Here is a 21428-nt window from a genome sequence, read left to right on the forward strand (position 1 = left end):
TTTAGCTTAATTGATTTTTTTATAATATTCGAGCCGATTTCGACAGTCGGCAAGAGCCAAAGCCAGGAGATCCTCGGCGCGTTCAGGATCGCTGAAAAAAAGCATCCTAAATCTATTCTCGCTTAGCTCTGCTTTTTCAAAGCCCTCAATCGGCCTTGTCCAATCAAGTTTGAGGTGTTTCCCATCCGCATAACCCTTGGGATTATACCGAAAGATCGGCCACCTTCCCGAAGCAACCAGCGATTTTTGGTGGTGCATAGACTTGGACATGTCAATGCCATGAGCAATACAATGGGAATAAGCAAGGATGAGAGAGGGCCCGTCGAAGGCTTCGGCTTCCAAGAAAGCATTGATGGTGTGTTCAGCATCCGCTCCAATCGAGACAGAAGCCACGTACACGTTGCCCAGGGAAATCGCCATCAGGGCAAGATCCATCTTCGGCGTTGTTTTCCCTGAAGCGGCAAATTTAGCCACCGCCCCCCGTGGCGTCGCTTTTGAAGCCTGTCCTCCCGTATTTGAATACACTTCGGTATCTAACACCAGGACACGAACATTAAAATTCAAAGCTAAAACGTGGATAAGCCCTCCCAGGCCGATGTCATAAGCCCAGCCATCTCCCCCCACGATCCAAACGGTTTTTTTCGAAAGGTAACCCGCAACCGCTTCCAGCTCACGGGCTTCGAAAAGGGCTAATCCTTTAAGCCTTTCTTTGAGGAGTTGAATCCTCTTCCTCTGCTCTAAAAATTCCCTTGGGCTTTTCTCTTCAGCTTCGATCAATTCCTCAAGCAAGCCCTCCTCAATCCATCCCTTTTTAGCCATATCCCCAAGCAACAACCGGGCACGATCCCTTAGCTGGTCGACCCCAAGGAAAAGCCCAAGACCAAACTCCGCATTGTCTTCAAATAGAGAATTGGCCCAAGCCGGTCCTCTACCCGAGCTGTCTTGAGCCCAGGGTGTAGTCGGCAAATTGCCTCCATAAATGGATGAACAGCCGGTAGCATTTGCAACGAGGAGTCTATCTCCAAAAAGCTGGCTTAATAACTTCAAATAAGGAGTTTCTCCGCAGCCGGCACAGGCCCCGGGAAACTCAAAAAGGGGACGCAGAAGGGAAACATCTCTTAAGGATTCAATGTCGATTTTCTCTTTTTCTACGTCGGGAAGTTGCAGGAAAAACGCAAAGTGCCCCTTCCTTAGCTCCTCGAAAAGGTCCCTGCGCATGGTCATGTTTATCGCTTTTTTGGCAGGCTGGTACTTGTCAAATGCCGGACAAACTTCAACGCAAAGGGCACAGCCCGTGCAATCCGCTTCAGAAACAGCGATGGAATAAAATAAACCTTCCCATTGAGGATACCTGGCTTGTGCTTTTAAAAAACCTTCCGGAGCTTTTTCCAAGCAACTTGGTTCATAGACCTTTGCTCGAATGACCCCATGCGGACAGGCCATGATACATTGACCGCATTGAATACAAAGAGAGGGCTCCCAAAGCGGGACTTCCAAGGATATGTTGCGCTTTTCCCACCGGGATGTCGCCGTGGGGAAAGCCCCATAGGGAGAAAAGGAGCTAACGGGCAGCTTGTCTCCCCGGAGAGCCATCATCTCTCCAATAACCGTTTTCACGTACTCGGGCGCCTCTTCAGGAATTAAAGAAGGCAAGGGAACCGTCCCTAAAAGGGCTTCTTGAGCAGGGAACGGGCAAAGAGCGGATTGAGCCTTTTCCAGGGCTTCATAATTCCTTCTAACGATCTCTTCTCCCCGGTAGCCGTAGCTGATCTGGATATGTTCTTTCATCAAGGCTAAGGCCTCTTCAAAGGGAATGAGGTTGGTCAGTTTAAAAAAGGCCAACTGCATGATGGTATTGATCCGGGTTCCTAACCCGCAACCTTTAGCGATTTTATAGGCATCGATGGTGTAAAAACGGATCTTTTTATCCTTTATTTTTCTTTGCACTTCTCGAGGAAGCTTATTCCAAGTTTCCAGGGCCTCATAAGGACTGTTCAGCAGCAGTATTCCTTCATTTTCTATCTCCTTGAGGAGATCGTACTTGAAAATGAATTCGAATTGATGACAACCTACGAAGTTCGCCCTTTGGACGAGATAGGGAGCGGTAATCGGTCTTGGGCTAAACCGTAAATGAGAAATGGTCATCGAGCCCGATTTTTTAGAGTCGTAGACAAAATAGCCTTGAGCATAGCCTTTCCCCTTTTCTCCCATGATCTTAACGGTATTTTTATTGGCACTCACCGTTCCATCGGAACCCAGCCCATAAAATAGCGCTTCATAACTCTCCTTTTTGCCTACCGTATAAGCCTCGTCAACCGGGATACTCCTGCCACTGACATCGTCCACTATCCCCACTGTAAAACCGCTCCAAGCATCGGCCTTGGATAAATGATCAAAAACCGCTTTGGCCATTGCCGGGTTGAACTCCTTGGAGGATAACCCGTATCGGCCGCCGATCAGCCGAGGCAAAACGGGGAAAGGAAAATGCCTTCCCGAAATGTTATTCAAAATGGCCGAGGAAACTTGAAGAAAAAGAGGCTCGCCGGCCGCCCCCGGTTCTTTACACCGGTCCAGCACAGCAATAGATCGGGTTGTTGGAGGAAAACAGCTTAAAAACCTTTCCTGATCAAAGGGACTAAACAACCTGACCTTGACGATTCCCGTCTTCCACCCCTTGTTATTGAGGTCATCTACAACCAAGGAAAGGGTTTCTGCAGCCGATCCCATGACGACAACAACCAAGGTGGCTTGGGGATCCCCATAATAATCGTAGATTTTATAATGGCGGCCGGTTCGGTTGCCCAGCTTGTCCATGACGTCCTGGACTATTCCCGGGCAATCCGTATAATAAGGATTAACTCTTTCCCTGGCTTGAAAATAAACATCCGGGTTTTGTGAACTCCCGTAGAGTAAAGGCTTATCCGGATTTAGAGCCCGCTGCCTAAATTTCAAGATCGCATTTCTCGGCAACAACTCTCTCATCAACTCTTCGCCAACCGGTTCAATGGTGTTGATTTCATGGCTCGTTCGAAATCCATCAAAAAAATGAATGAAAGGAATAGATGCTTCCAAGGCCGCAATATGGGCTACAACAGCCAGGTCAGCCGCTTCTTGGACGGACTGCGAGTTTAAAAGGGCAAATCCCGTTGACCTGGCAGCCATCACATCACTGTGATCTCCAAAAATGGACAAGGCATGGGTGGCAACCGTTCTAGAGGCAACATGAAAGACAGCGGGCAAAAGTTCGCCCGCTATCTTAAACATGTTGGGAAGCATCAGTAAAAGTCCCTGGGAAGCGGTAAAAGTGGTGGCCAAGCTCCCGGATAACAAGGCCCCATGGATCGTCCCTGCCACCCCTCCCTCACTCTGCATTTCAACAACCCGGGGAAGCAAACCCCAAAGGTTGGTCCTTTTTTCCATTCTCCATTTATCCGCCCATTCTCCCATAGGAGAGGCGGGAGTAATCGGATAGAGAGCGATGAGTTCACTGAAAAGATAAGCTACTCGAGCCACCGCTTCGTTGGCATCCACGGTTTTTAATGGAACAGAAGCCATGATGGTATTGTATCCCTTGGACTTAACCGCTTAAACTTTAAAAAATCCTCGGATTTTTCCCTAGAAAAGTTTTTTTCTGTTTTTATCGCCCTTTTTCTCCTATACTTTTTGGAGAATCATGAAGGATTCAAAGAAGTTCAAAATCTCTAGAAAAGCGCTTCAATCCCTCATCGACTTGCTCAAGGAGCAGGGCTATAAAACGATCGGACCAAAAGTTTCAAAAAACGCTATCCTTTACGATGAAATAGAAACTTTGGAAGACTTCCCTATAGGCATCGGGGATGAGCAGGAAGCGGGCCGTTACCGATTGAAAAAAAACCCTTATCCGACCCTTTTTGGTTTTGCCTCTTCTCCCCATAGCTGGAAAAGGTTCCTATTCTTAGCCCAAGAAAAAATTTTTACTTTTCGACTCCCTCCTGACAAAACGGGACGGCCATCCATCGATCCTCCCAAGGAAGAACCGACTCCCTTGGCTTTTATTGGAGTAAGATCTTGCGATCTCCATGCCCTGGCCATACAAGATCGCATTTTTCGGCAAGGACCATTCCCTCATTCCGGTTACAACTTAAGGGCCCAGGGACTTTTTATCCTTGCCGTCAATTGCACCCATCCTTCGGCTACCTGTTTTTGTTCTTCCATGGGCACCGGACCCAGGGCAAAAAACGGTTTTGACTTGCTGTTAACGGAAATCGCCGGGCCAGGCACCGATCCTTATTACGTGATCGAGCCGGGCAGCGAAAAGGGGAAAGAACTCTTGGCCAAGGTAGAAAAAGAGGACGCTTCCAAGGAAGATCTTAACAAAGAAGAAGAAAGCCTTCGGGAAGCGGAGCAGAACATTACCCGTCGGCTGGACACTCAAGGTATTAAGGAGCTGCTCTATAACAACCTCAATCATCCGCGGTGGGAACAAACCGCCCAACGCTGCCTTTCCTGTGCGAACTGCACCTTTGTTTGTCCCACCTGTTTTTGTTCCACCCTTATCGATGTTCCACAAGCCGCCAACGTCGTAGAAAGATGGATGGTATGGGATTCCTGTTTTACCCTAGAATTTACCCATACCCCCTCTGGAAGCGTAAGAAAAACGGTTCTTTCACGCTACAGGCAGTGGATGACTCACAAACTGGCTTCATGGATTGATCAATTCGGAACTTCGGGTTGCGTGGGCTGCGGTCGTTGTATCAGCTGGTGCCCCGTAGGCATCGATATTACGGAGGAAGCCGCCATCATTCGAAAGACAAGTCCCCTTGAAATTCCATCTTAAGAGTTACAAAGATGAACCTCCTGGAACTCCAACTGAGCGAGCATCCCTTCTTGAAAGGAATCAAAGAAGAATATATCAAAAAATTATCTACCATAGCCAGCCATGTTAGCTATAAAGCTCAAGGCTATCTCTTTTGGGAAGGACAAAAAGCGGATCAATTTTTTCTCATCCAAAAAGGTTTTATCGCCCTGGAATGCTATTTCCCTGACAGAGGGGTGCGTACCCTCCAGACGATAAGTGCAGGCCATGTCGTCGGTTGGTCATGGATATGTCCCCCTTTCCTTTGGCATTTTTCCGCCCGGGTCATCGAACCTGTAGATGCCTTGGTCTTTGATGCGCTCCAACTCAGGCAGATGATGGAAGAAGATCATTCCCTTGGCTACGAGCTGACCAAGAGGATCATTCCCTTGATCCTGGAAAGATTACAAGCTACCCGACTGCAGTTCTTGGACATTTATGGACAACCCCATGCCGATTGAACCTAACCCCCTGTTCCCCAGGATGTTTATCATCGAAGAAAAAAGGAAGGAATCTCCCACGGTGGTTAGCCTTTACTTGAGATCGGTAGACGATCAGCCTTTTGATTTTTCTCCCGGGCAATTTAACATGATTTCGGCCATTGGAGGGGGCGAAGCGGCCATTTCCATCGCGGGCGATCCAACCGATACCCATCTTCTTATCCACACCTTACGCATAGTGGGTAACGTCACCCGATCGTTAAACACGCTCCAAAAAAAAGATCCCGTATTTATCCGTGGTCCCTATGGCAAAGGTTGGCCTACAGAACAAGCCCAAGGGAAAACCCTTATTCTTGTCGCTGGCGGTATTGGATTGCCTCCCCTACTGCCCCTGATTTACAAGGCTAAACAGCAGAGAGGGTATTTTAAAAAATTGGTTCTCCTCTACGGAGCAAGAACAAAAGAGGAGCTCCTCTTTATGCCTTTTCTAGAGAAAATGGCCCAAGAGAAAGTCATCGACTTGCATCTGAGCTTGGATCGTCCTAGCCCCGGTTGGAACGGCCATGTCGGCACAGTCATTACGCTTGTTTCAACCGTCCAATTCGATCCTCAACAGACCGTTGTCTTTTGTTGCGGGCCGGAAATCATGATGCGGTTTGCAGCAAGGGAGTTTGAGCGCTGGAAAGTTCCCAAGAAAAACATTTTTTGTTCCTTAGAAAGGAACATGAAATGCGCCATCGGCATTTGCGGCCACTGCCAGCTCTCGGCTTATTTTTTATGCAAGGATGGGCCGGTTTTCCCGTATGAAAAAATACAAAAGCTTTTAACCATAGAAGAGCTCTAAAAGGTCATGACGAAAATAGCGGTATGGAAATTTACCTCCTGCGACGGCTGCCAACTTTCCTTGCTCGACCTGGAAGAAGAGCTGTTGGAAATCGCCCAACATTTCGAGATCTCTTACTTCCTAGAAGCGAGCAGTAAAGTCGCTTCTCCCCCTTACGACATTTCCCTGGTCGAAGGATCGATAACCACCGAAGAGGCAAAGCATAAAATTATGGATATCCGCTCCTCCTCGCGCTATCTTGTTACCATTGGAGCTTGCGCGACGGCGGGTGGCATTCAAGCTTTAAGAAATTTTGCCTCCCTGGAAAGTTTTAAGCAAAGCGTGTATCCCCGGCCCGAAGTCATAGACGTTCTTCCCTCCTCCCTTCCCATTTCCCACTTTGTAAAGGTCGATTATGAACTTCAGGGCTGTCCGATCAACAATCGACAGCTCCTCTCCCTTCTCTATGCTTTCAGCCGGCATCTCCGACCCGCCTTCTCCACGGGAAGCGTTTGCATGGAATGCAAAAGAAGGGCTATTCCCTGCGTGATGGTCGCTGGAGGAACCCTTTGCCTTGGCCCGGTTACCCATGCCGGCTGTGGTGCCCTCTGTCCCGGAGTTGGAAGGGGTTGTTACGGTTGTTACGGACCGAAAGAAACCCCCAACTGCCCTTCTCTTTCCCGGTGGGCAAAAGAACAACTTTCCGTCGATGCCCTGGCCTTGAAGCATGCTTATCAAAAGTTTTATTGTTCAACCGAGGAATTTAAACATTTCGAATGAACTTTGCCGATCGACCCCTAAGCTTGTCCATTTCAGCCCTATCCCGCGTTGAAGGCGAAGGGGGCATTTCAATCGAAGTCGAAAAGGGAAAAGTTAAAAGCTGCAAGCTTCACATTTTTGAAGCTCCTCGTTTTTTCGAATCCTTTTTAATCGGCAGGCATTTTTACGAACCGCCCGATATAACGGCAAGAATCTGCGGGATATGCCCCGTTGCCTACCAGGTGAGCTCGACGGCAGCGATCGAAAAGGGGTGTAATGTTTTGATCCCCGAAAACCTATGGCAATTGCGCCGACTGCTGTATTGCGGCGAATGGATAGAAAGCCATAGTCTGCATGTTTTCTTTCTCCATGCTCCCGGTTTTTTACGCTACCCGAGCCTGATGGAAATGGCCAAAGATTACCCGACAGAGGTGGGCTGGGGACTGCAGATGAAGAAGGCGGGTAATGCCCTCATTCGAACCCTTGGCGGCAGGGAGATCCATCCTGTTAATGTCCGGGTGGGGGGATTCTATAGCCTGCCGGAGAAAAAAGAACTGAAAAAGCTTTTGGATCCTCTAAAAAAAGGATTGGACAACACCCTTGCGGCACTCAAGTGGATGGGTTCAACCTTTTCTTTTCCCCCTTTCCAGGGAGCATACCGCTTTGTGGCCCTGAGAAATGACGCTTCCTATCCCATCGAAAGGGGCCAGCTTTATTGCGGCCAACAACCCGTTCCAATCGAGCAATTTGAAAACTTTTTCAAAGAAGAACAAACCGATTATTCCAATGCGCTCCGGTGGTTGGGGAACGATTCGGCTCCCTGCGTTGCCGGCCCTCTTGCACGCTTCAATCTCAATTACTATCTTTTACCCCCTTTTTTAAGGGATATCCTTAAGCAGACGACCTTGAACTATCCTTGCCTAAACCCCTTCCAATCCATTCTCGTCAGGTTGGTCGAGGTGGCCTATGCTTTTGATGAAGCCATCAGGCTTATTGAAACTTACGAGCCCGAAGGAGAACCTTGCTGCATCGATTTTAAGCCTTGTGCGAGCCTCGGCCAGGGTATTAGCGAAGCCCCGCGCGGGATCCTCTACCACCGTTACCATGTCGATGAGCAGGGCATTATCACGGGGGCAAAAATCGTTCCTCCCACCTGCTTCAACTTGGTTTCGGCAGAAGAAGACTTAAAAGCCTGGATCGAGTCGCACCCCCACGATTCGATCGAAAACCTGAGCGCGGACTGCGAACAGATCGTCAGGAACTATGACCCTTGTATTTCCTGCGCTACCCATTTAATCAAGTTAACCTTCCTCTAGAAAACCTCCCCAGGGTTGCCCAAAGAGATCTTGGGTCGAATCCATCAACAAAACCAAGAAATTTAATTTCCTTCGAGGGCTTTTTAGAATCCACGGACGCAGCCCAAGCAACGCAGAAGAAATTGTTCAACTCCTTAGGCTTTTCGGACCACAAAAAAGCCCCTTGGCCGTTACCCGGCTGACCCGGGATCTTTTTTTCCCCAATGGAACGGCCCCTTGAGAAGAACGGAACTCCATAGGGATCGATCCGAACCTTTAAGCTGGGGAGAAAAAAATGCGGCCTTCCAGCAAAGACTAATCCAGGGACAACTGAAGAGAGAGCCTCGAGATCTTTCTTTTTTTGGCCGGCTCTACAAGTGGTGTTTTAGGTTTCAGAAGAGAGCATTCAAACCCATGACCTGGACGTTTCGAGAAGATGGCTGAGATATACCCCGTAGGAGGAATTCCCCATCTTCTTGATTTGGGAGAGGAGCTCTTCTTTGCCTATCCATCCCTTGTGAAAGGCGATTTCTTCTAAACAGCCGATCTTGAGCCCCTGTCTCTGTTCTATGGTTTTGACAAAGAGAGAAGCATCGTAAAGCAGATCGTGAGTTCCCGTATCGAGCCAGGCGATGCCGCGGCCCAACAACTCCACCTCCAGGCTTCCTTCTTCCAAGTATTTCTTGTTGAGATCGGTGATCTCCAGCTCTCCTCGGGCCGAGGGCTTAAGTTGGTTGGCAAAAAAAGAGGCTCGGCCATCATAAAAATAGATTCCTGGGACGGCATAGGAAGATTTTGGTTTAAGGGGTTTTTCCTCGATCGACAGGACTTTCATGGACCTGTCAAACTCCACAACTCCATAAGCGGAAGGATTGGAAACATGATAGCCAAAAATGGTAGCCCCATGTTTTTTTTGGGCCGCCCTGCTTAAAGTAGCACTGAGGCTGTGTCCATAGAGCAAGTTATCTCCGAGTACAAGGCAAGAAGGCCTGCCGTTGACAAATTTTTCCCCGATTTTGTAGGCTTCAGCAAGCCCCCGAGGCTGGGGTTGCACCGCATAACTGATCGATAGGCCGAATTGCGATCCATCCCCCAACAGCCTTTCAAACAGAGCGATATCCTGCGGGGTGGAAATCAAAAGGATCTCCCTGATATTCGCCAACATCAAGATAGAAAGAGGATAGTAGATCATCGGCTTGTCATGGATAGGAAGCAGCTGTTTACTCAAAGCGAGAGTCACCGGATAAAGCCTGCTTCCCGTTCCTCCAGCAAGCACAATTCCACATCTTTCCATAGGGCTTTCCGACTTTAAGATCAAATGGATCTTGTCCTCCCCAACCCTTGCCTCTTCAAGGTATATCCCTTATTCATGACCGATTGCACCCAGTCTCGATTTTCTACGTACCAAAAAAGGGTTTTTTCTAGGCCCCTATCCAAGTCCACCTGTGCTTGCCAACCTATCTCTCTTTTCATTTTCGATACGTCCAAGGCATATCTTAAATCATGCCCGGGCCTATCCGCCACAAACCGGATCAATTCCGCATAACTTTTCCCTGAAGACCTAGGGAAAAAGGAATCGAGCAAAGCACAAATTTTTTTTACCAATTCTATGTTGGAAATGCCACCGCCTTTGCCAATATGGTAAACCTCCCCGGGCCGCCCCTTCAACAAAAGCTTCCATACCCCTTCGCAATGATCTTCAACATAGATCCAATCCCGCACATTCAGCCCTTGACCGTAGACAGGCAACTGTTTTTCTTCCAAGGCATTACAGATCATGTGGGGAATCATCTTTTCGGGGTGCTGCCTAGGACCATAATTGTTTGAACTATGGGTAATCAGAGCCGGAAGTCCATAAGTCTTATAATAGGCGGCTACGAAATGATCCGAAGCTGCTTTTGATGCTGAATAAGGACTGGAAGGCGCATACAGCCCTCCTTCTTTTGTGGGAGCTCCATCCATGGGGATTGATCCGTAGACTTCATCGGTAGAAATGTGTATAAATCGAAACCTCTCCTTTTTTTCTGGAGAAAGAGAAGAGAAATAAACAAAAGCGGATTCCAAAAGCTTGTAGGTCCCCACCACGTTCGATTGCACGAAGAGTCCCGGATCATCAATCGAGCGGTCAACATGGGATTCAGCCGCAAAATGGACGATCGCCTCGATCTTTTCTTCAAAGAGGATCTGCTCCATCCGTTTTTGATCGCTGATGTCGGCTTGAATAAATTCAAAATTCTTTTTTCCCATCAACCCGGCCATATTTTCTATCGACCCTGAATAGCCCAGCTTATCGATGACGACAATCTTTTCTATTTGGGATGAAGGTTCATTGGAAAAGCAGTAATGGCAAAAATTAGAACCGATAAAACCCGCTCCGCCCGTCACGAGTATCTTCATGGACAAATTGTTCTTTGCTTATTTTGTTTAAGGCCCCGGTTTAAAAAACACCCTTTTATAACCTCCTGGCATTATTTTGTAAAGTTTTCCCCGAGATTTTCACTCCGGCTCCAAGGCCCGGCGATCTTTTTTTCATTAACGAAAAGCAAGAAGGGGCATACCCGTTGCCCTTAATCATCCTCTTTTTTGCCTTGCAGGATTCTTGCGGTGTACTTGGCCAAAAGATCAAATTCGAGGTTGACCCTATCCCCTACCCTTTTGCTTTTTAAATTGGTATGGGCTAAAGTAAAAGGAGTAATCCACACGCAAAAACTTTCAGCCGTTATCTTGCCCACGGTTAAACTGATACCGTCAACCGCAATAGAGCCCTTCGGGACTAAAAAACCCCGGGCAAAAGCCGGGTAGCTGATCCAAAACTCCTTCTCTTGGCCCAAATCCTTTATGGATTCTATCGGCTGCTTGCAATCGACATGACCTGTTACAAAATGGCCACCCCACCTTGCCTCCATTCTTAGGGGAAGCTCAAGGTTCACCTCCTCTCCTTTCTTCAGTTCCCCTAGGGTCGTGGCCCGGAGCGTTTCTTCAAGGACAAAAAACTTTAGCTTCCCCTCGCCGATCTCACAAACGGTCAAACAACAGCCATTGACAGCCAGGCTCATTCCCCTGTGCAATTCCCGGCTAAGATCGCCTACAGCAATGGTCAGCATCTTGTCCGTGGCCTCGGGCAACGCCTCAACCACCCCCATCGATTCAATAATCCCTGTAAACATGGTCGACCTTAAGAATCGTTTCTCTTTTTTAGTTGTTGTTCTTGGAAACACTCAACGCAGGTTCCAGCCTCCACTGACGATAAGATGGCTGCCCGTAATATAGTCCTGTTTTTCATCCAGGAAAAACCTAACCCCATTCCATATGTCTTCGAAGGTGCCAAAGCGGCCGGCGGGAATTTTACTTACGGGGGGAAGTCCCTGGCTGTTTTCGAGGTATCCCGGAGAAACCACGTTTACGGTAATTCCAAATCGCGCATTTTCCCGGGCAAAAGACTTGGTTAAAAGATAGACCCCGATTTTACCCAAGTGATAACCCAAGGCCATTTCCCTGCTGCCGATACGGTCACAACTCGAATCGCCGATGTTCACAATCCTTCCCTTACCCGAAAGTCTTAAAAGAGGCAGGGAAGCAAGAGTGGTAAATAAGACGGCGCTGGCTGTAGAATTTATTCCCCTATACCAATCCTCCTCCTTGGTTTCTTCTAGAAGGACAGCTTCATAAACTCCGCAGTTATTGATGAGTGCATCGAGGCGTCCATAAACGGATCTAATTTTCTCCAGGACTCCCATGGCTTCTTTCTGCCGAGAAAGATCCCCCTGGACCCTTATGACTGTTCTTTTTTTATCCAACAGTTCCCGTTCTAGAACCTTCGCCTCTTGTTCGCTCTTAAAATAGTGGATAGCTACGGCCCAATTCTCATCGCTGAGTTTACGGCATAAAAAGGCTCCTAATCCCTTCGCTCCACCGGTAACCAAAACGACTTTCTGTTTTGCTTCCATTGTTTTTTCAAGTTTACTTCAAGGTTGCTCAAAAAAAATTTATCCATTGGCAATCCCTTTTAGTTTATTCATCTTATTCCCATGATGTCTACCCCTTATTTCCCCGTAAAAGTTTTTCTCTCCCACAGCCTATCGGTCTGGGAAGAAAGAAAGTACCAGTGTTTAGCCCGAGGAGAAATCGATCCTCTTTTTCATTATACTACCGCCGCGCAATCGTTTCTGTGGAAACAACTTTTTGAACGCTATTCTCCCTTTAAAAAAGAGCAGGGATTTGAGCTTTACAAAAGTTGTTTTAGAGAGATATCCCTTTGCGTTGCTTCATCTTACCCCTACGAGCTGATCAGCCTTGGGTGCGGCAGTGGAGAAAAAGATCATCTTTTTCTTAAGGAACTTTTGCCTTCGGTTTCAGATATCAACTGGACTTGCGTGGATACAAGCCTGCAGCTCCTGTTGGAAGCCTGCATCCACTGTCCTTTAAGCCCCGAGAAGATCTCCCCCATTTTATCTGACATCCTTTGGGAAGACACCTTAAAGAGCTTGCAAACCCCAGGCTCCAAAAGACGAATCTTTACCCTTTTTGGAGTGCTTCCCAACATCGATCCTTTCGATCTTTTTAAAAGTCTCGAATCGGTTCTTGCCCCGGGGGATTTCCTGGTTTTAAATGCCCACCTTGCCCCCGTTAAATCCGAGTCCGAAGAAGACTACCTAGAAGGTATTGAATCTGTTCTCTATCAATACGATAATGAAGAAACCCGGCTGTGGCTTACGGAGGTTCTCCGGGATTGGGGAATAGAAAACAAGACTGAACTCTTTCACATATCGATCGGGATGTATAACAAGTTTTTTCGGATCGAAGCAACGGTTTATTGGAAAGAAAAGGGGAGCATTCCTCTAGGCTATGGGAAAGTACTCAACGTTTCCAAGGGAAGCCCCCTGCGTTTATTTTTCAGTTACCGGTTTACCCCTGAAAGGCTAGAGGATTTTTTTTCTCGTTGGCCATTTCGGGTGGTGAACCGATGGATTTTCCCCAACCATGAAGAAGGCCTATGGTTTTTGCAGCGCCTATAGAATGCAAGGGAGGCTAACCTTGGCTTTCCAGCCGGATGTTTCCTTTTTCCAGAAAGATCCATATCCCTTCTTGAAAGGTTCTTGGATATTTTTCCAAATTGAGAGGACTTCTCATTGAAGCCTGCCCATGATCATAAATCCTAATAAGAGAAGAATGCAGCCGGTTGTTCTTTCTTCTCTCCAGCAAGTGTTCAACCAACAGATCGAAGGGGCAATTTTGGGCTAGGGATGAGAAAGGAAGGGGATAAGACAGGAAGAGGATTTTTCTCTTTTCTTTTTCGACAAGGCATCCGAATTCTCCCTCACGATTTGCCCTGAAAGTCAGCCTAAAGCCGTCATGGTCATCCCAGCACAGTTCTTTTTGGTCGCCAACTGTCAACTCTTTCAAATGCCAGCATCCATTTTGAAATGTCAAGGTTGGACAGTCGGGAGGAACCAACAGGGCTTTTTTTATCGCCCCCACCCGGTATTCTTCCTCTCTTCCCTGAACCGAGTTCAAAAGCCAATAATGATTTTTATTTTTTATCACGCAAAGATGACCCGAATCGACTTGGGCTACATATATCCATGGGCAAGCCGGATGACCCAGCATCTTCATCTCCGGTACGGCCAGGACAGCCGAGGGAATCTTGGCCCAAAAATCGACGACAAGCACCAAGGCCCACAGGAAATACCGATTAATACCGTTGAGAACGCATGCCAAGCCATCAGAAAAGAACCCTCCCAGGGCGGACAACGAACCGAGAAGAACGATCAATTCGGCCAGGGGCACAGCGATAAGATTATCGAAAATACCCACCCAGCTTAAAGTGTGAAAGCAAAAAACCTCCAAGGGCAATGCACCAAGCCATGCGGCGAGTGAAGCGGCTAAAAGAAGAGCCCCGATTTTGCCTACTTGATCGAGCATTCGTCTAGGGAATGGGGCCAGGGATCGGGGAATATAGGGATCGATTTTAAACGGGCTATAGAACAGCCCGAAGAGAGGCTTTGCCAATAGCAGTAGGGATAAGACAACCGCATAGGAAAGCTCCAAGCCGATATCCATGATCGCCAGGGGATCATAAAGCAAAAAAGCAAAAAGGCTGACCGCCCAACAGTGCAGGGCATCGACTTTCCTTTTTAAAGCCCATCCTAGAATGCAATATATGCAGGCAGCACAGGCGCGTACAACGCTTGGTCCATTGCCCGATACGAAGCTAAAAACGACGAGCAATGGAATAAAAACAAAAGAATATTTCCATTGGTTTTTCCCCACCGCTTTCAACAAGAAAATGCCCATGCCCAGGATGATCCCAACATTTTGACCGCTTACAGCAAAAAGGTGGTAAGCCCCTGCCCGTTTAAAGACTTCGGCCAGTTGGGAATCCATCCCTGAGACATCCCCATAGACCATCCCTTGGAGTAGCGACCGGAGCCCCTCCTCGGGAATACCCACCGAAAGATTTTTTTTTATCTTCCTTCTTAAAACTTCAATCCCAACGGCACAAAATTGATCCTTTTGGGGTATTGAAAAAAGAGGAAAATCCCCGGAGAGAAGTTCAAAAAGCCACCGCCTTTGCAACGATAGCTTATAATAATCTATTTCTCCCGGATTTCTTTTTCTTGGAGGTAAAAAGACTTTGCCTTCAATGGCTACCGCCTGTCCCAGGTAGGGTTCCCTGGGTAGATCGCCTACCCGGCAAAAGAGTTTGCCCTCCAGGGGAATCGATTTTTCTTCAACCCTGACAGCCTGGAGCTTGAGTTGGAAACAAAGACCATGATTTCTTTTTTGGGGAAAACTCTCCACGATACCTTCAAAAAAAGGCCTTTTAAGGCCCTTGAGCCTTTTATAAGCTTGGAGTCTTTCCTGTTCTATCCAAAACCATTGGACTTTTCCGTGGATGAACCCTAGACAAAAAAGGCTGATCAAAAACAGGGGATAATGCCACTTTGACTTCTCGAGCCTAAGCCAAATTCCCAGGGTTACAAAGAGTCCTCCCCATGCCGTTATTACCCCAAGCCATCCTTGAATCCCTCCATAACAGCCGGCGGCAAAAAACAGGGCCGGCAAAAATAAGGGGGCTTTTTCTCTCTCTCTTGGGAATGGGGCTGCTCTATCTTGGCAACAATCATCCACGGCTATCTTTAGATGTAAGTCGAAACTAGAAGATAGTGCGGCAATTATTTCTTCTGTTTTCTACTCCAAAGCCAAAACTGCGGCCTTTGCCCCCCTTGGATTTTTTTTAATTGGCACCGCTCGTTATACTCTTCGATAGTATGGCGGGCGGGCCAGGATGGACCGAGGATTTTTTTTAACTCGGCCAAAAATTCTTGTTCGGAACTTGAAAAGAGAATCAATTGTTCCAGAAGCGAGGAGTCGATACAAAGGAGTTCGAGAAGTGCTTTATCCCAATCATCTTGAAGATATTCCGTCGGAGGCAGTCTTTTTTGATGGAGGGCTTTTATCTTGTCATAGAGCCGGGGCAAATAGCAGATTCCTCCTAATTTTTCAAGGGGATCTCTAAGTTCTACGCTAGGGGAGTAGCTTACGGGGTATTTTTGCTCTTTCCAACCTTTCCACCCCTTTTCCATCCAGTAAACTTGGCTGTAGCCCATTTCCGAGAGGGTATAGGCAGCCAGCTGGGATCTTAAGCCATCTCCACAATAACAGATCACGGGAAAATCTTTATCGGCCAGGACCTTTTCTATCTCCCATTCGATATCGGCTCTTTCTATGGACAGTGCGCCTGGAATATGCCCCATAAACCAATCCTCTTTTTCCCTGACATCGATGACCAGGGCCCGGCGACTTTGCAACCCCTGGTAGGTGTCTTGGATGCTCATGCTTTTCACCTTTTTCTTTATTTTTTCCAAATAGGATTGAAGTTGGGGATGCCGATCGGGGATATTCATGGACTTTAGCTCATAGTAAGGAAATTGTTTTTATTTTCTCCATTAAGTTCAGGGATCTTCTTTTTAAAACGGCTAGGCATTAAAGAGAGTCCCTAAGCGTTCAAGATTACTTCAAAGCGCCGTTTTTTTTAGCCCATATCATGATAATAGCCACATCAGTAGGATTCACCCCGGGAATCCTTGATGCTTGGCCAAAAGTCAAGGGTTTCATTCGCGACAGTTTTTCTCTTGCCTCTTGTTTTAGGCCTGGAATTTTTTCATAGTCGATGTTTGCTGGAATGATCGATTCTTCGAGTTTTTGTCTTTTCAAGATCAATTCCCTTTCACGGGCAATATAACCCGCATACTTTATTTCACACTCGATATGCAAGGCCACGTCCTTGGGCACACCCTGAAATTCCAAGGGTAAATGACTCCAGGAATATTCAGGTCTTTTCAACATTTCCTCAAGCGAAAGTCCATTAAGCCGGTATTGGCGGATCTTCTGAAAGGTCTCCTCGATAAGCCTTTTCTTCTCTTGAACACGCATGAGCCTTGCCTTAGAGGCCAAGCCCAGGGAATAGCCGATTTCCGTAAGCCTCAAATCGGCATTATCTTGACGGAGCACAAGCCTATGTTCGGCCCGGGATGTAAATATTCTATAGGGTTCTCGAATCGGTTTTGTCGTGAGGTCATCGATCAGGACTCCAATGTAGGCCTGATCCCTACCGAGAATAAGAGGAGGGTTGTTTTGGATTTTTCTGGCCGCATTGATCCCCGCTATGAGACCCTGCGAAGCCGCTTCTTCATAACCGGTAGTTCCGTTGATCTGCCCGGCAAAAAACAACCCTTCAATAGTTTTTGTTTCCATCGTAGGATAGATTTGAGTTGCCGGACAGTAATCGTATTCGACGGCATACCCCGGTCTGATAATCTGGCAGTGTTCCAATCCTTCAATACTGTGAATAAATTGATCTTGGACTTCAAAAGGTAAACTGGTCGAACAACCATTAACGTAGTACTCTTCGGTATGCCGTCCTTCGGGTTCAAGAAAAATCTGATGGCGTTCTTTATCCGCGAAACGAACAATTTTATCCTCAATGGATGGGCAATACCTCGGTCCTACCCCCTGAATTTCTCCACAATAAAGAGGGGAAGTATGTAAATTTTCCCGGATTATGGCATGGGTCTTGGCATTCGTATAGGTAATGGCACAAGCCAATTGTTCCACGTGGAACATTCCCTCTTTCCACCGATTCAGGGTATACATCCCTTCTTTATCCGTATCCAGATCACTTAAAGCAAAAGAAAAGTGGGGAGGGGGAGTGTCGCCTGGCTGCATCATACATTTGGAAAAATCTATTGTTTTGCCGTTGACCCGGGGTGGAGTTCCCGTTTTCAATCGCCCCACCTCAAAACCATATTTCCTTAAAACATCGGAAAGGCTGCTTGAAGATTCTCCCATTCTTCCCCCCGTCTTCTTGTTCCTCCCGACATGGAGCAATCCCCTTAAAAAGGTTCCCGTGGTCACGATTACCGCCGAAGCATGGATAACGATCCCCAGTTCGGTGATAATTCCCTTGATCTTGTCTTCTTTAACGATAAGATCGGAGACGGAAGCCTGAAACAAATCCAGGTTAGAAGTCCTTTCGCATACCGCCTTAAGTCGAAACTGGTAGGCCTTTTTATCGCACTGGGCTCGGGGGGCCTGAACGCTGTAACCTTTCTTGAGATTCAGCATTCGAAATTGAATCCCCGTCAAATCCGTATTAATCCCCATCTCCCCCCCTAATGCGTCGATCTCCCTGACGAGATGTCCTTTGCCTATGCCTCCAATAGAAGGGTTACAGGACATCTGGCCGATGGTATCGAGGTTCATTGTCAATAGAAGAGTCTGACAGCCCATCCGGGCGCAAGCCAAAGCCGCTTCTACGCCCGCATGACCTCCACCAACAACAATGACATCGTACTTCTTAGGATATTCCATGGTTAAAAACAACCGCTGAAAAAATGTTCCACGTGGAACATTTTTTAAAGCTATTCCCTGGTTAAAACATATCCATTAACCTTTAATTCCCCTTATTCTTTATAACAAAAAGTTGGGCTGATCCTCTGCCTAGAAAACAAACATGAACTATATTCCCTACAGGGTCAAAAATCCATTTGTATCCTTATTTCATTTATAAACAATAACTTACTTTTCTTTCCCTGGGAAAATATTCTTGTCATAGGATTATGTTCACCTAGACTTATCTAGTTCAGCGTCTAATTAATATGGGCAAAAACATGAAAAGAAAAGGGGAGGATTTAAACAAGGATGCGATCCTTTCTCTTTTCAGTAATGAAGCTGAAAAGGCTATACTCGGACTGGCTCTTACAAACCCTGAACTCGTTTTCGATCGAATAAGGGAACGAATCGCCGCGGATGATTTTTATGTTCCTTCTCACCGCTTGCTTTTTGAGGTGTTATGCGATATGCATTCAAAAAGCATCCCTATTGATCTTACCACCGTTCACCAATACCTGATCGATCATCATCTTGAAGAAAAAATGGGAGGAGCCGTTCTTCTTGCCGACCTGGTTGCTTCGTTTGCCACCCACCTTAACCTTGAATCCTACATTAAGATCCTCAAAGATAAAAGCGTTTTACGCAAACTCCATCAAGTGGCGCTGAATATCGTGCAGAGTATTTATGAGAATTCTCACTCCGTCATCCAGGTCCTCGATCAGGCTGAAAAAGAAATTTTTGAAATCACCGATCTCACTATCACCCGATCAACAGTCAAAGCTTCCATAGAAATCGAAAAAGCGATCGAGCTGATCGATTGTTTCCATAAAAGAAAAGGCAGGTTATTTGGAATTCCCACCGGCTTTTACCACTTGGACCAGATCACCACCGGATGGCAGAATGGGGACATGATCGTTTTGGCGGCAAGGCCGGGAGTGGGGAAAACCGCCCTAGGACTGACATTCGCCTGCAGGGCATTGAAAGAAAGGTATGACCAGGAGAAAGATCTCTGGATCAAACCGGGATATGCCGTGGGATTTTTTAGCTTGGAAATGACCGCCGTACAGATCATGTTAAGGCTCTTAGCTTCCATAGGGAGTGAAAGCCTGCAGAAAATTCGTCGGGGTGAGCTTGAACCGGCAAGCTTGGAAAAACTCAAGATGCTTGCGGATGATGCCAAGGAATGGCCATTTTATATTGATGATTCGAGCGACTTAACGATTCACCAGCTGCGGGCAAAAGCCAGGAGAATGAAAAACCAGTTCGGGGTCGATTTGATCATTATCGATTATCTGCAACTTTTACATTCCGATTCCGAGCAAGCAAGAGAAAACAGACAGGTAGAAATTTCCGAAATTTCACGGGGGATCAAGGCATTGGCCAAAGAATTAAACATCCCAATAATCGTTTTAGCCCAATTAAATAGAAGAATGGAGGAGGGGAAAAGCGAGCCGGCCTTGCACCACTTGAGGGAATCGGGCGCCATAGAACAGGATGCCGATGTCGTCCTTCTTCTCCACAGGTTGGAAAATGATCCAGAGACAGATCACTCAAAGATTCCTTACATCATCCATGTCGCTAAACAAAGAAATGGTCCTACCGACAAAATCGAGATTTTCTTCAATGCTCCCTATACCCGTTTCGAAGATCCCTTAAAACACGAAACAGACTATTCCTCCTTCTAAGCAATGGTGGTATAGCTCAAAGAAGTAAAACTGGCTTTGAACAGTTGATTTTTGAGTTGATCTTTTTTTATCTTATCTCCTATTGGCCTCCCTAAACGGCCCTACGGCAAGTTCCTTCCGGAAGGCAGGCCTGCGGGAGAGGAAGGCTCCGGCCAGGGGTGCACGCGCCGGCTGCACCCGCCTCAATGAAGCAGGAACTGGGCTTTGTTCCTGTTTGAGCAGCAATGAGCCAGTCTGACGTAGCGACGCAACAAGGATGAAGCCTTTTTGACAGCCGTTTTTCTTAGCCCTTGAGGGGGAACCGCTCATGGCCTCTGATTGGAGGGAATTCTTAGAGCCGGCCAACTCCTTGCTTTGCACCCAGCACTTTTCCTTGAGCAACGAGGCGGCTGTATAATGGTGATGAGGGAAAGGGCGATGAGCACAGAACGGTTGGCAACCCCAACAGCCCAACCCGTGGCAAGCCCCTAGCAAGCCATTGTAGAGCTTCATCCTCAATAGTTCTCAGCCGTAGCCCAAAAAGACACACCGGGCCGATACGAATGGGCTCGGCAAGACCCTTCGGGGCGGGAAGAAAACGGAACACATACCAGCATATGCTGTTGATAAAAGAAAAAGAATCGATAGACCTTGGGGAAGGATAACCTTCCTTTCGTTTGGACCTTGCCGATTAAAGGGAAATTCCAGGGAGCTTTGAGTATCATCCCCCTACCTCGCAAAACGAATTAGGGGAGCATTTGAAGGGCTTTCACAGCCTCAAGTTTAGGGATCTTGTATCGCGTTCAGGGTTAAAGAAAATTCTACCCGAAAGAGGAGAGAAGGCTCTATCCTACTGAAACGATTGTTCGCGGTTAGAAAAAAGATTCCAGGGGGCTCGTCGCCACGGCAAACTTGGACACTTCATCCGTACCCGATTCGTAAGCCATGCGGCCCGCTTCCACGGCCATCTTAAAGGCTCTAGCCATCCGGCAGGGATCGCTTGCAATAGCGATGGCCGTATTGATAAGCACCCCATCAGCGCCCATCTCCATGGCCAAGGCGGCGTGGGAAGGTTTACCAATACCTGCGTCCACAATTACGGGCACGGTGGCCTGTTCAATGATAATCTCGATCTGGGCCTTGGTTTCCAAGCCTCTCATGGAGCCGATGGGCGAACCCAGGGGCATTACCGCTGCAGCACCTTCCTCTTCAAGCCGTTTGGCGAGCACCGGATCGGCATTGATATAGGGCAGGACGATAAAATCTTCTTTTACCAGCATCTGAGTGGCTTTAAGGGTCTCAATGGGGTCGGGAAGCAAATACCGAGGGTCAGGATGGATTTCTAGCTTGATCCACTTGGGCAATCCCCCATGAGCAGCTATTTTTGCGATCCGCACCGCCTCTTCGGCATTCATGGCCCCACTCGTATTGATAACCAAAAGGTATTTTTCGGTATCAATATAAGAAAGAATATCTTCTTGCCTTTTATTTTCCCCAATCTCCACCCTTCTCAAGGAGACGGTGACGATTTGACTTCCACTGGCCTCAAGAGCCTGAGCCATTTGCAGGTAAGAACCAAATTTGCCCGTCCCCACAAGCAGCCGAGACCGAAAGCTCTTGCCCGCTATGACAAAGCTCTTCGTTTTAATCGGGTTTTCTTCCATAGCTTAATATGACCTAAAAAGACCGGCCAAGAAAATGCAAAGCGGCCGGGATTTT

General features: G+C 47.3%; 17 protein-coding genes. 7 read left to right on the forward strand and 10 right to left on the reverse strand.

The genetic code is table 11. The features are described from left to right. Positions 1-6: 6 nt before the first annotated feature. Entirely contained in the window at positions 7-3555 is a 3549-nt protein-coding gene (nifJ, locus tag MINF_RS10450; RefSeq protein WP_012464720.1) for a pyruvate:ferredoxin (flavodoxin) oxidoreductase, read from the reverse strand. 118 nt (positions 3556-3673) lie between these two features. On the opposite strand from nifJ, the gene MINF_RS10455 reads away from it, so the two are divergent. The 5 genes from MINF_RS10455 to MINF_RS10475 are packed head-to-tail and all read left to right on the forward strand — an operon-like array spanning position 3674 to position 8172. Next, positions 3674-4816: a sulfite reductase subunit A gene (locus tag MINF_RS10455; protein ID WP_012464721.1), complete on the forward strand. Its 1143-nt coding sequence runs from the start codon at positions 3674-3676 to the stop codon at positions 4814-4816. 11 nt (positions 4817-4827) lie between these two features. Further along, on the forward strand, positions 4828-5295 hold the full coding sequence (locus MINF_RS10460; RefSeq protein WP_012464722.1) for a Crp/Fnr family transcriptional regulator: 468 nt from the start codon (positions 4828-4830) through the stop codon (positions 5293-5295). Further along, positions 5285-6118 carry an FAD/NAD(P)-binding protein gene (locus MINF_RS10465; RefSeq protein WP_238523493.1) on the forward strand — a complete coding sequence of 278 codons (834 nt, stop codon included), beginning with the start codon at positions 5285-5287 and terminating at the stop codon, positions 6116-6118. The genes MINF_RS10460 and MINF_RS10465 overlap by 11 nt, the downstream gene beginning before the upstream one ends. A 6-nt stretch (positions 6119-6124) precedes the next feature. After that, positions 6125-6877: an NADH-quinone oxidoreductase subunit B family protein gene (locus tag MINF_RS10470; protein ID WP_012464724.1), complete on the forward strand. Its 753-nt coding sequence runs from the start codon at positions 6125-6127 to the stop codon at positions 6875-6877. Further along, on the forward strand, positions 6874-8172 hold the full coding sequence (locus MINF_RS10475) for a Ni/Fe hydrogenase subunit alpha (RefSeq protein ID WP_012464725.1): 1299 nt from the start codon (positions 6874-6876) through the stop codon (positions 8170-8172). The genes MINF_RS10470 and MINF_RS10475 overlap by 4 nt, the downstream gene beginning before the upstream one ends. A 385-nt stretch (positions 8173-8557) precedes the next feature. Here MINF_RS10475 and rfbA read toward each other — a convergent pair whose 3' ends face one another. The 4 genes from rfbA to MINF_RS10495 form a co-directional block, all read right to left on the reverse strand. Beyond that, entirely contained in the window at positions 8558-9445 is an 888-nt protein-coding gene (gene rfbA, locus MINF_RS10480; protein WP_048810385.1) for a glucose-1-phosphate thymidylyltransferase RfbA, read from the reverse strand. A gap of 20 nt (positions 9446-9465) precedes the next feature. Beyond that, on the reverse strand, positions 9466-10548 hold the full coding sequence (gene rfbB, locus MINF_RS10485; RefSeq protein WP_048810386.1) for a dTDP-glucose 4,6-dehydratase: 1083 nt from the start codon (positions 10546-10548) through the stop codon (positions 9466-9468). A gap of 170 nt (positions 10549-10718) precedes the next feature. Then, entirely contained in the window at positions 10719-11318 is a 600-nt protein-coding gene (locus tag MINF_RS10490) for a riboflavin synthase (RefSeq protein ID WP_048810387.1), read from the reverse strand. A 51-nt stretch (positions 11319-11369) separates the two neighbouring features. Continuing rightward, a complete protein-coding gene (locus tag MINF_RS10495; RefSeq protein WP_012464732.1) occupies positions 11370-12098 on the reverse strand; it encodes an SDR family NAD(P)-dependent oxidoreductase in 729 nt (242 codons plus the stop codon). An 81-nt stretch (positions 12099-12179) separates the two neighbouring features. Here MINF_RS10495 and MINF_RS10500 point away from each other — a divergent pair, with 81 nt between their 5' ends. Continuing rightward, positions 12180-13166 carry an L-histidine N(alpha)-methyltransferase gene (locus MINF_RS10500; RefSeq protein ID WP_012464733.1) on the forward strand — a complete coding sequence of 329 codons (987 nt, stop codon included), beginning with the start codon at positions 12180-12182 and terminating at the stop codon, positions 13164-13166. Between the two features lie 13 nt (positions 13167-13179). Here MINF_RS10500 and MINF_RS10505 read toward each other — a convergent pair whose 3' ends face one another. The 3 genes from MINF_RS10505 to mnmG form a co-directional block, all read right to left on the reverse strand. Then, positions 13180-15216, reverse strand: coding sequence for a ComEC/Rec2 family competence protein (locus MINF_RS10505; RefSeq protein WP_148205255.1), 2037 nt, complete (start codon positions 15214-15216; stop codon positions 13180-13182). A gap of 110 nt (positions 15217-15326) precedes the next feature. Further along, a complete protein-coding gene (locus MINF_RS10510; protein WP_012464735.1) occupies positions 15327-16058 on the reverse strand; it encodes a rhodanese-like domain-containing protein in 732 nt (243 codons plus the stop codon). A gap of 106 nt (positions 16059-16164) precedes the next feature. After that, complete coding sequence (gene mnmG / locus MINF_RS10515) at positions 16165-18024, reverse strand: tRNA uridine-5-carboxymethylaminomethyl(34) synthesis enzyme MnmG (RefSeq protein WP_048810564.1); 1860 nt, start codon at positions 18022-18024, stop codon at positions 16165-16167. Between the two features lie 299 nt (positions 18025-18323). On the opposite strand from mnmG, the gene dnaB reads away from it, so the two are divergent. Beyond that, complete coding sequence (gene dnaB, locus MINF_RS10520) at positions 18324-19730, forward strand: replicative DNA helicase (protein WP_238523494.1); 1407 nt, start codon at positions 18324-18326, stop codon at positions 19728-19730. Between the two features lie 72 nt (positions 19731-19802). Here dnaB and MINF_RS10525 read toward each other — a convergent pair whose 3' ends face one another. Both MINF_RS10525 and MINF_RS10535 read right to left on the reverse strand, forming a co-directional pair. Beyond that, positions 19803-20222, reverse strand: a complete 420-nt coding sequence (locus MINF_RS10525; RefSeq protein ID WP_048810388.1) for a hypothetical protein — start codon at positions 20220-20222, stop codon at positions 19803-19805. 359 nt (positions 20223-20581) lie between these two features. After that, positions 20582-21373 carry a thiazole synthase gene (locus tag MINF_RS10535; protein ID WP_012464738.1) on the reverse strand — a complete coding sequence of 264 codons (792 nt, stop codon included), beginning with the start codon at positions 21371-21373 and terminating at the stop codon, positions 20582-20584. Positions 21374-21428: the final 55 nt, after the last annotated feature.

It is taken from the genome of Methylacidiphilum infernorum V4 (assembly GCF_000019665.1).
In the GTDB taxonomy this organism is placed as follows: Bacteria; Verrucomicrobiota; Verrucomicrobiia; order Methylacidiphilales; family Methylacidiphilaceae; genus Methylacidiphilum; species Methylacidiphilum infernorum.

Excerpts from the sequence above, each read along its gene's own strand:
- MINF_RS10500 (WP_012464733.1), top strand. The coding sequence starts at position 12,180 with ATGATGTCTACCCCTTATTTCCCCGTAAAAGTTTTTCTCTCCCACAGC.
- MINF_RS10465 (WP_238523493.1), top strand. The coding sequence starts at position 5,285 with ATGCCGATTGAACCTAACCCCCTGTTCCCCAGGATGTTTATCATCGAA.
- nifJ (WP_012464720.1), bottom strand. The coding sequence starts at position 3,555 with ATGGCTTCTGTTCCATTAAAAACCGTGGATGCCAACGAAGCGGTGGCT.
- MINF_RS10495 (WP_012464732.1), bottom strand. The coding sequence starts at position 12,098 with ATGGAAGCAAAACAGAAAGTCGTTTTGGTTACCGGTGGAGCGAAGGGA.
- MINF_RS10490 (WP_048810387.1), bottom strand. The coding sequence starts at position 11,318 with ATGTTTACAGGGATTATTGAATCGATGGGGGTGGTTGAGGCGTTGCCC.
- rfbB (WP_048810386.1), bottom strand. The coding sequence starts at position 10,548 with ATGAAGATACTCGTGACGGGCGGAGCGGGTTTTATCGGTTCTAATTTT.
- MINF_RS10460 (WP_012464722.1), top strand. The coding sequence starts at position 4,828 with ATGAACCTCCTGGAACTCCAACTGAGCGAGCATCCCTTCTTGAAAGGA.
- rfbA (WP_048810385.1), bottom strand. The coding sequence starts at position 9,445 with ATGGAAAGATGTGGAATTGTGCTTGCTGGAGGAACGGGAAGCAGGCTT.
- MINF_RS10475 (WP_012464725.1), top strand. The coding sequence starts at position 6,874 with ATGAACTTTGCCGATCGACCCCTAAGCTTGTCCATTTCAGCCCTATCC.
- MINF_RS10525 (WP_048810388.1), bottom strand. The coding sequence starts at position 20,222 with ATGAAGCTCTACAATGGCTTGCTAGGGGCTTGCCACGGGTTGGGCTGT.
- dnaB (WP_238523494.1), top strand. The coding sequence starts at position 18,324 with ATGAAAAGAAAAGGGGAGGATTTAAACAAGGATGCGATCCTTTCTCTT.
- mnmG (WP_048810564.1), bottom strand. The coding sequence starts at position 18,024 with ATGGAATATCCTAAGAAGTACGATGTCATTGTTGTTGGTGGAGGTCAT.
- MINF_RS10510 (WP_012464735.1), bottom strand. The coding sequence starts at position 16,058 with ATGAATATCCCCGATCGGCATCCCCAACTTCAATCCTATTTGGAAAAA.
- MINF_RS10470 (WP_012464724.1), top strand. The coding sequence starts at position 6,125 with ATGACGAAAATAGCGGTATGGAAATTTACCTCCTGCGACGGCTGCCAA.
- MINF_RS10455 (WP_012464721.1), top strand. The coding sequence starts at position 3,674 with ATGAAGGATTCAAAGAAGTTCAAAATCTCTAGAAAAGCGCTTCAATCC.
- MINF_RS10535 (WP_012464738.1), bottom strand. The coding sequence starts at position 21,373 with ATGGAAGAAAACCCGATTAAAACGAAGAGCTTTGTCATAGCGGGCAAG.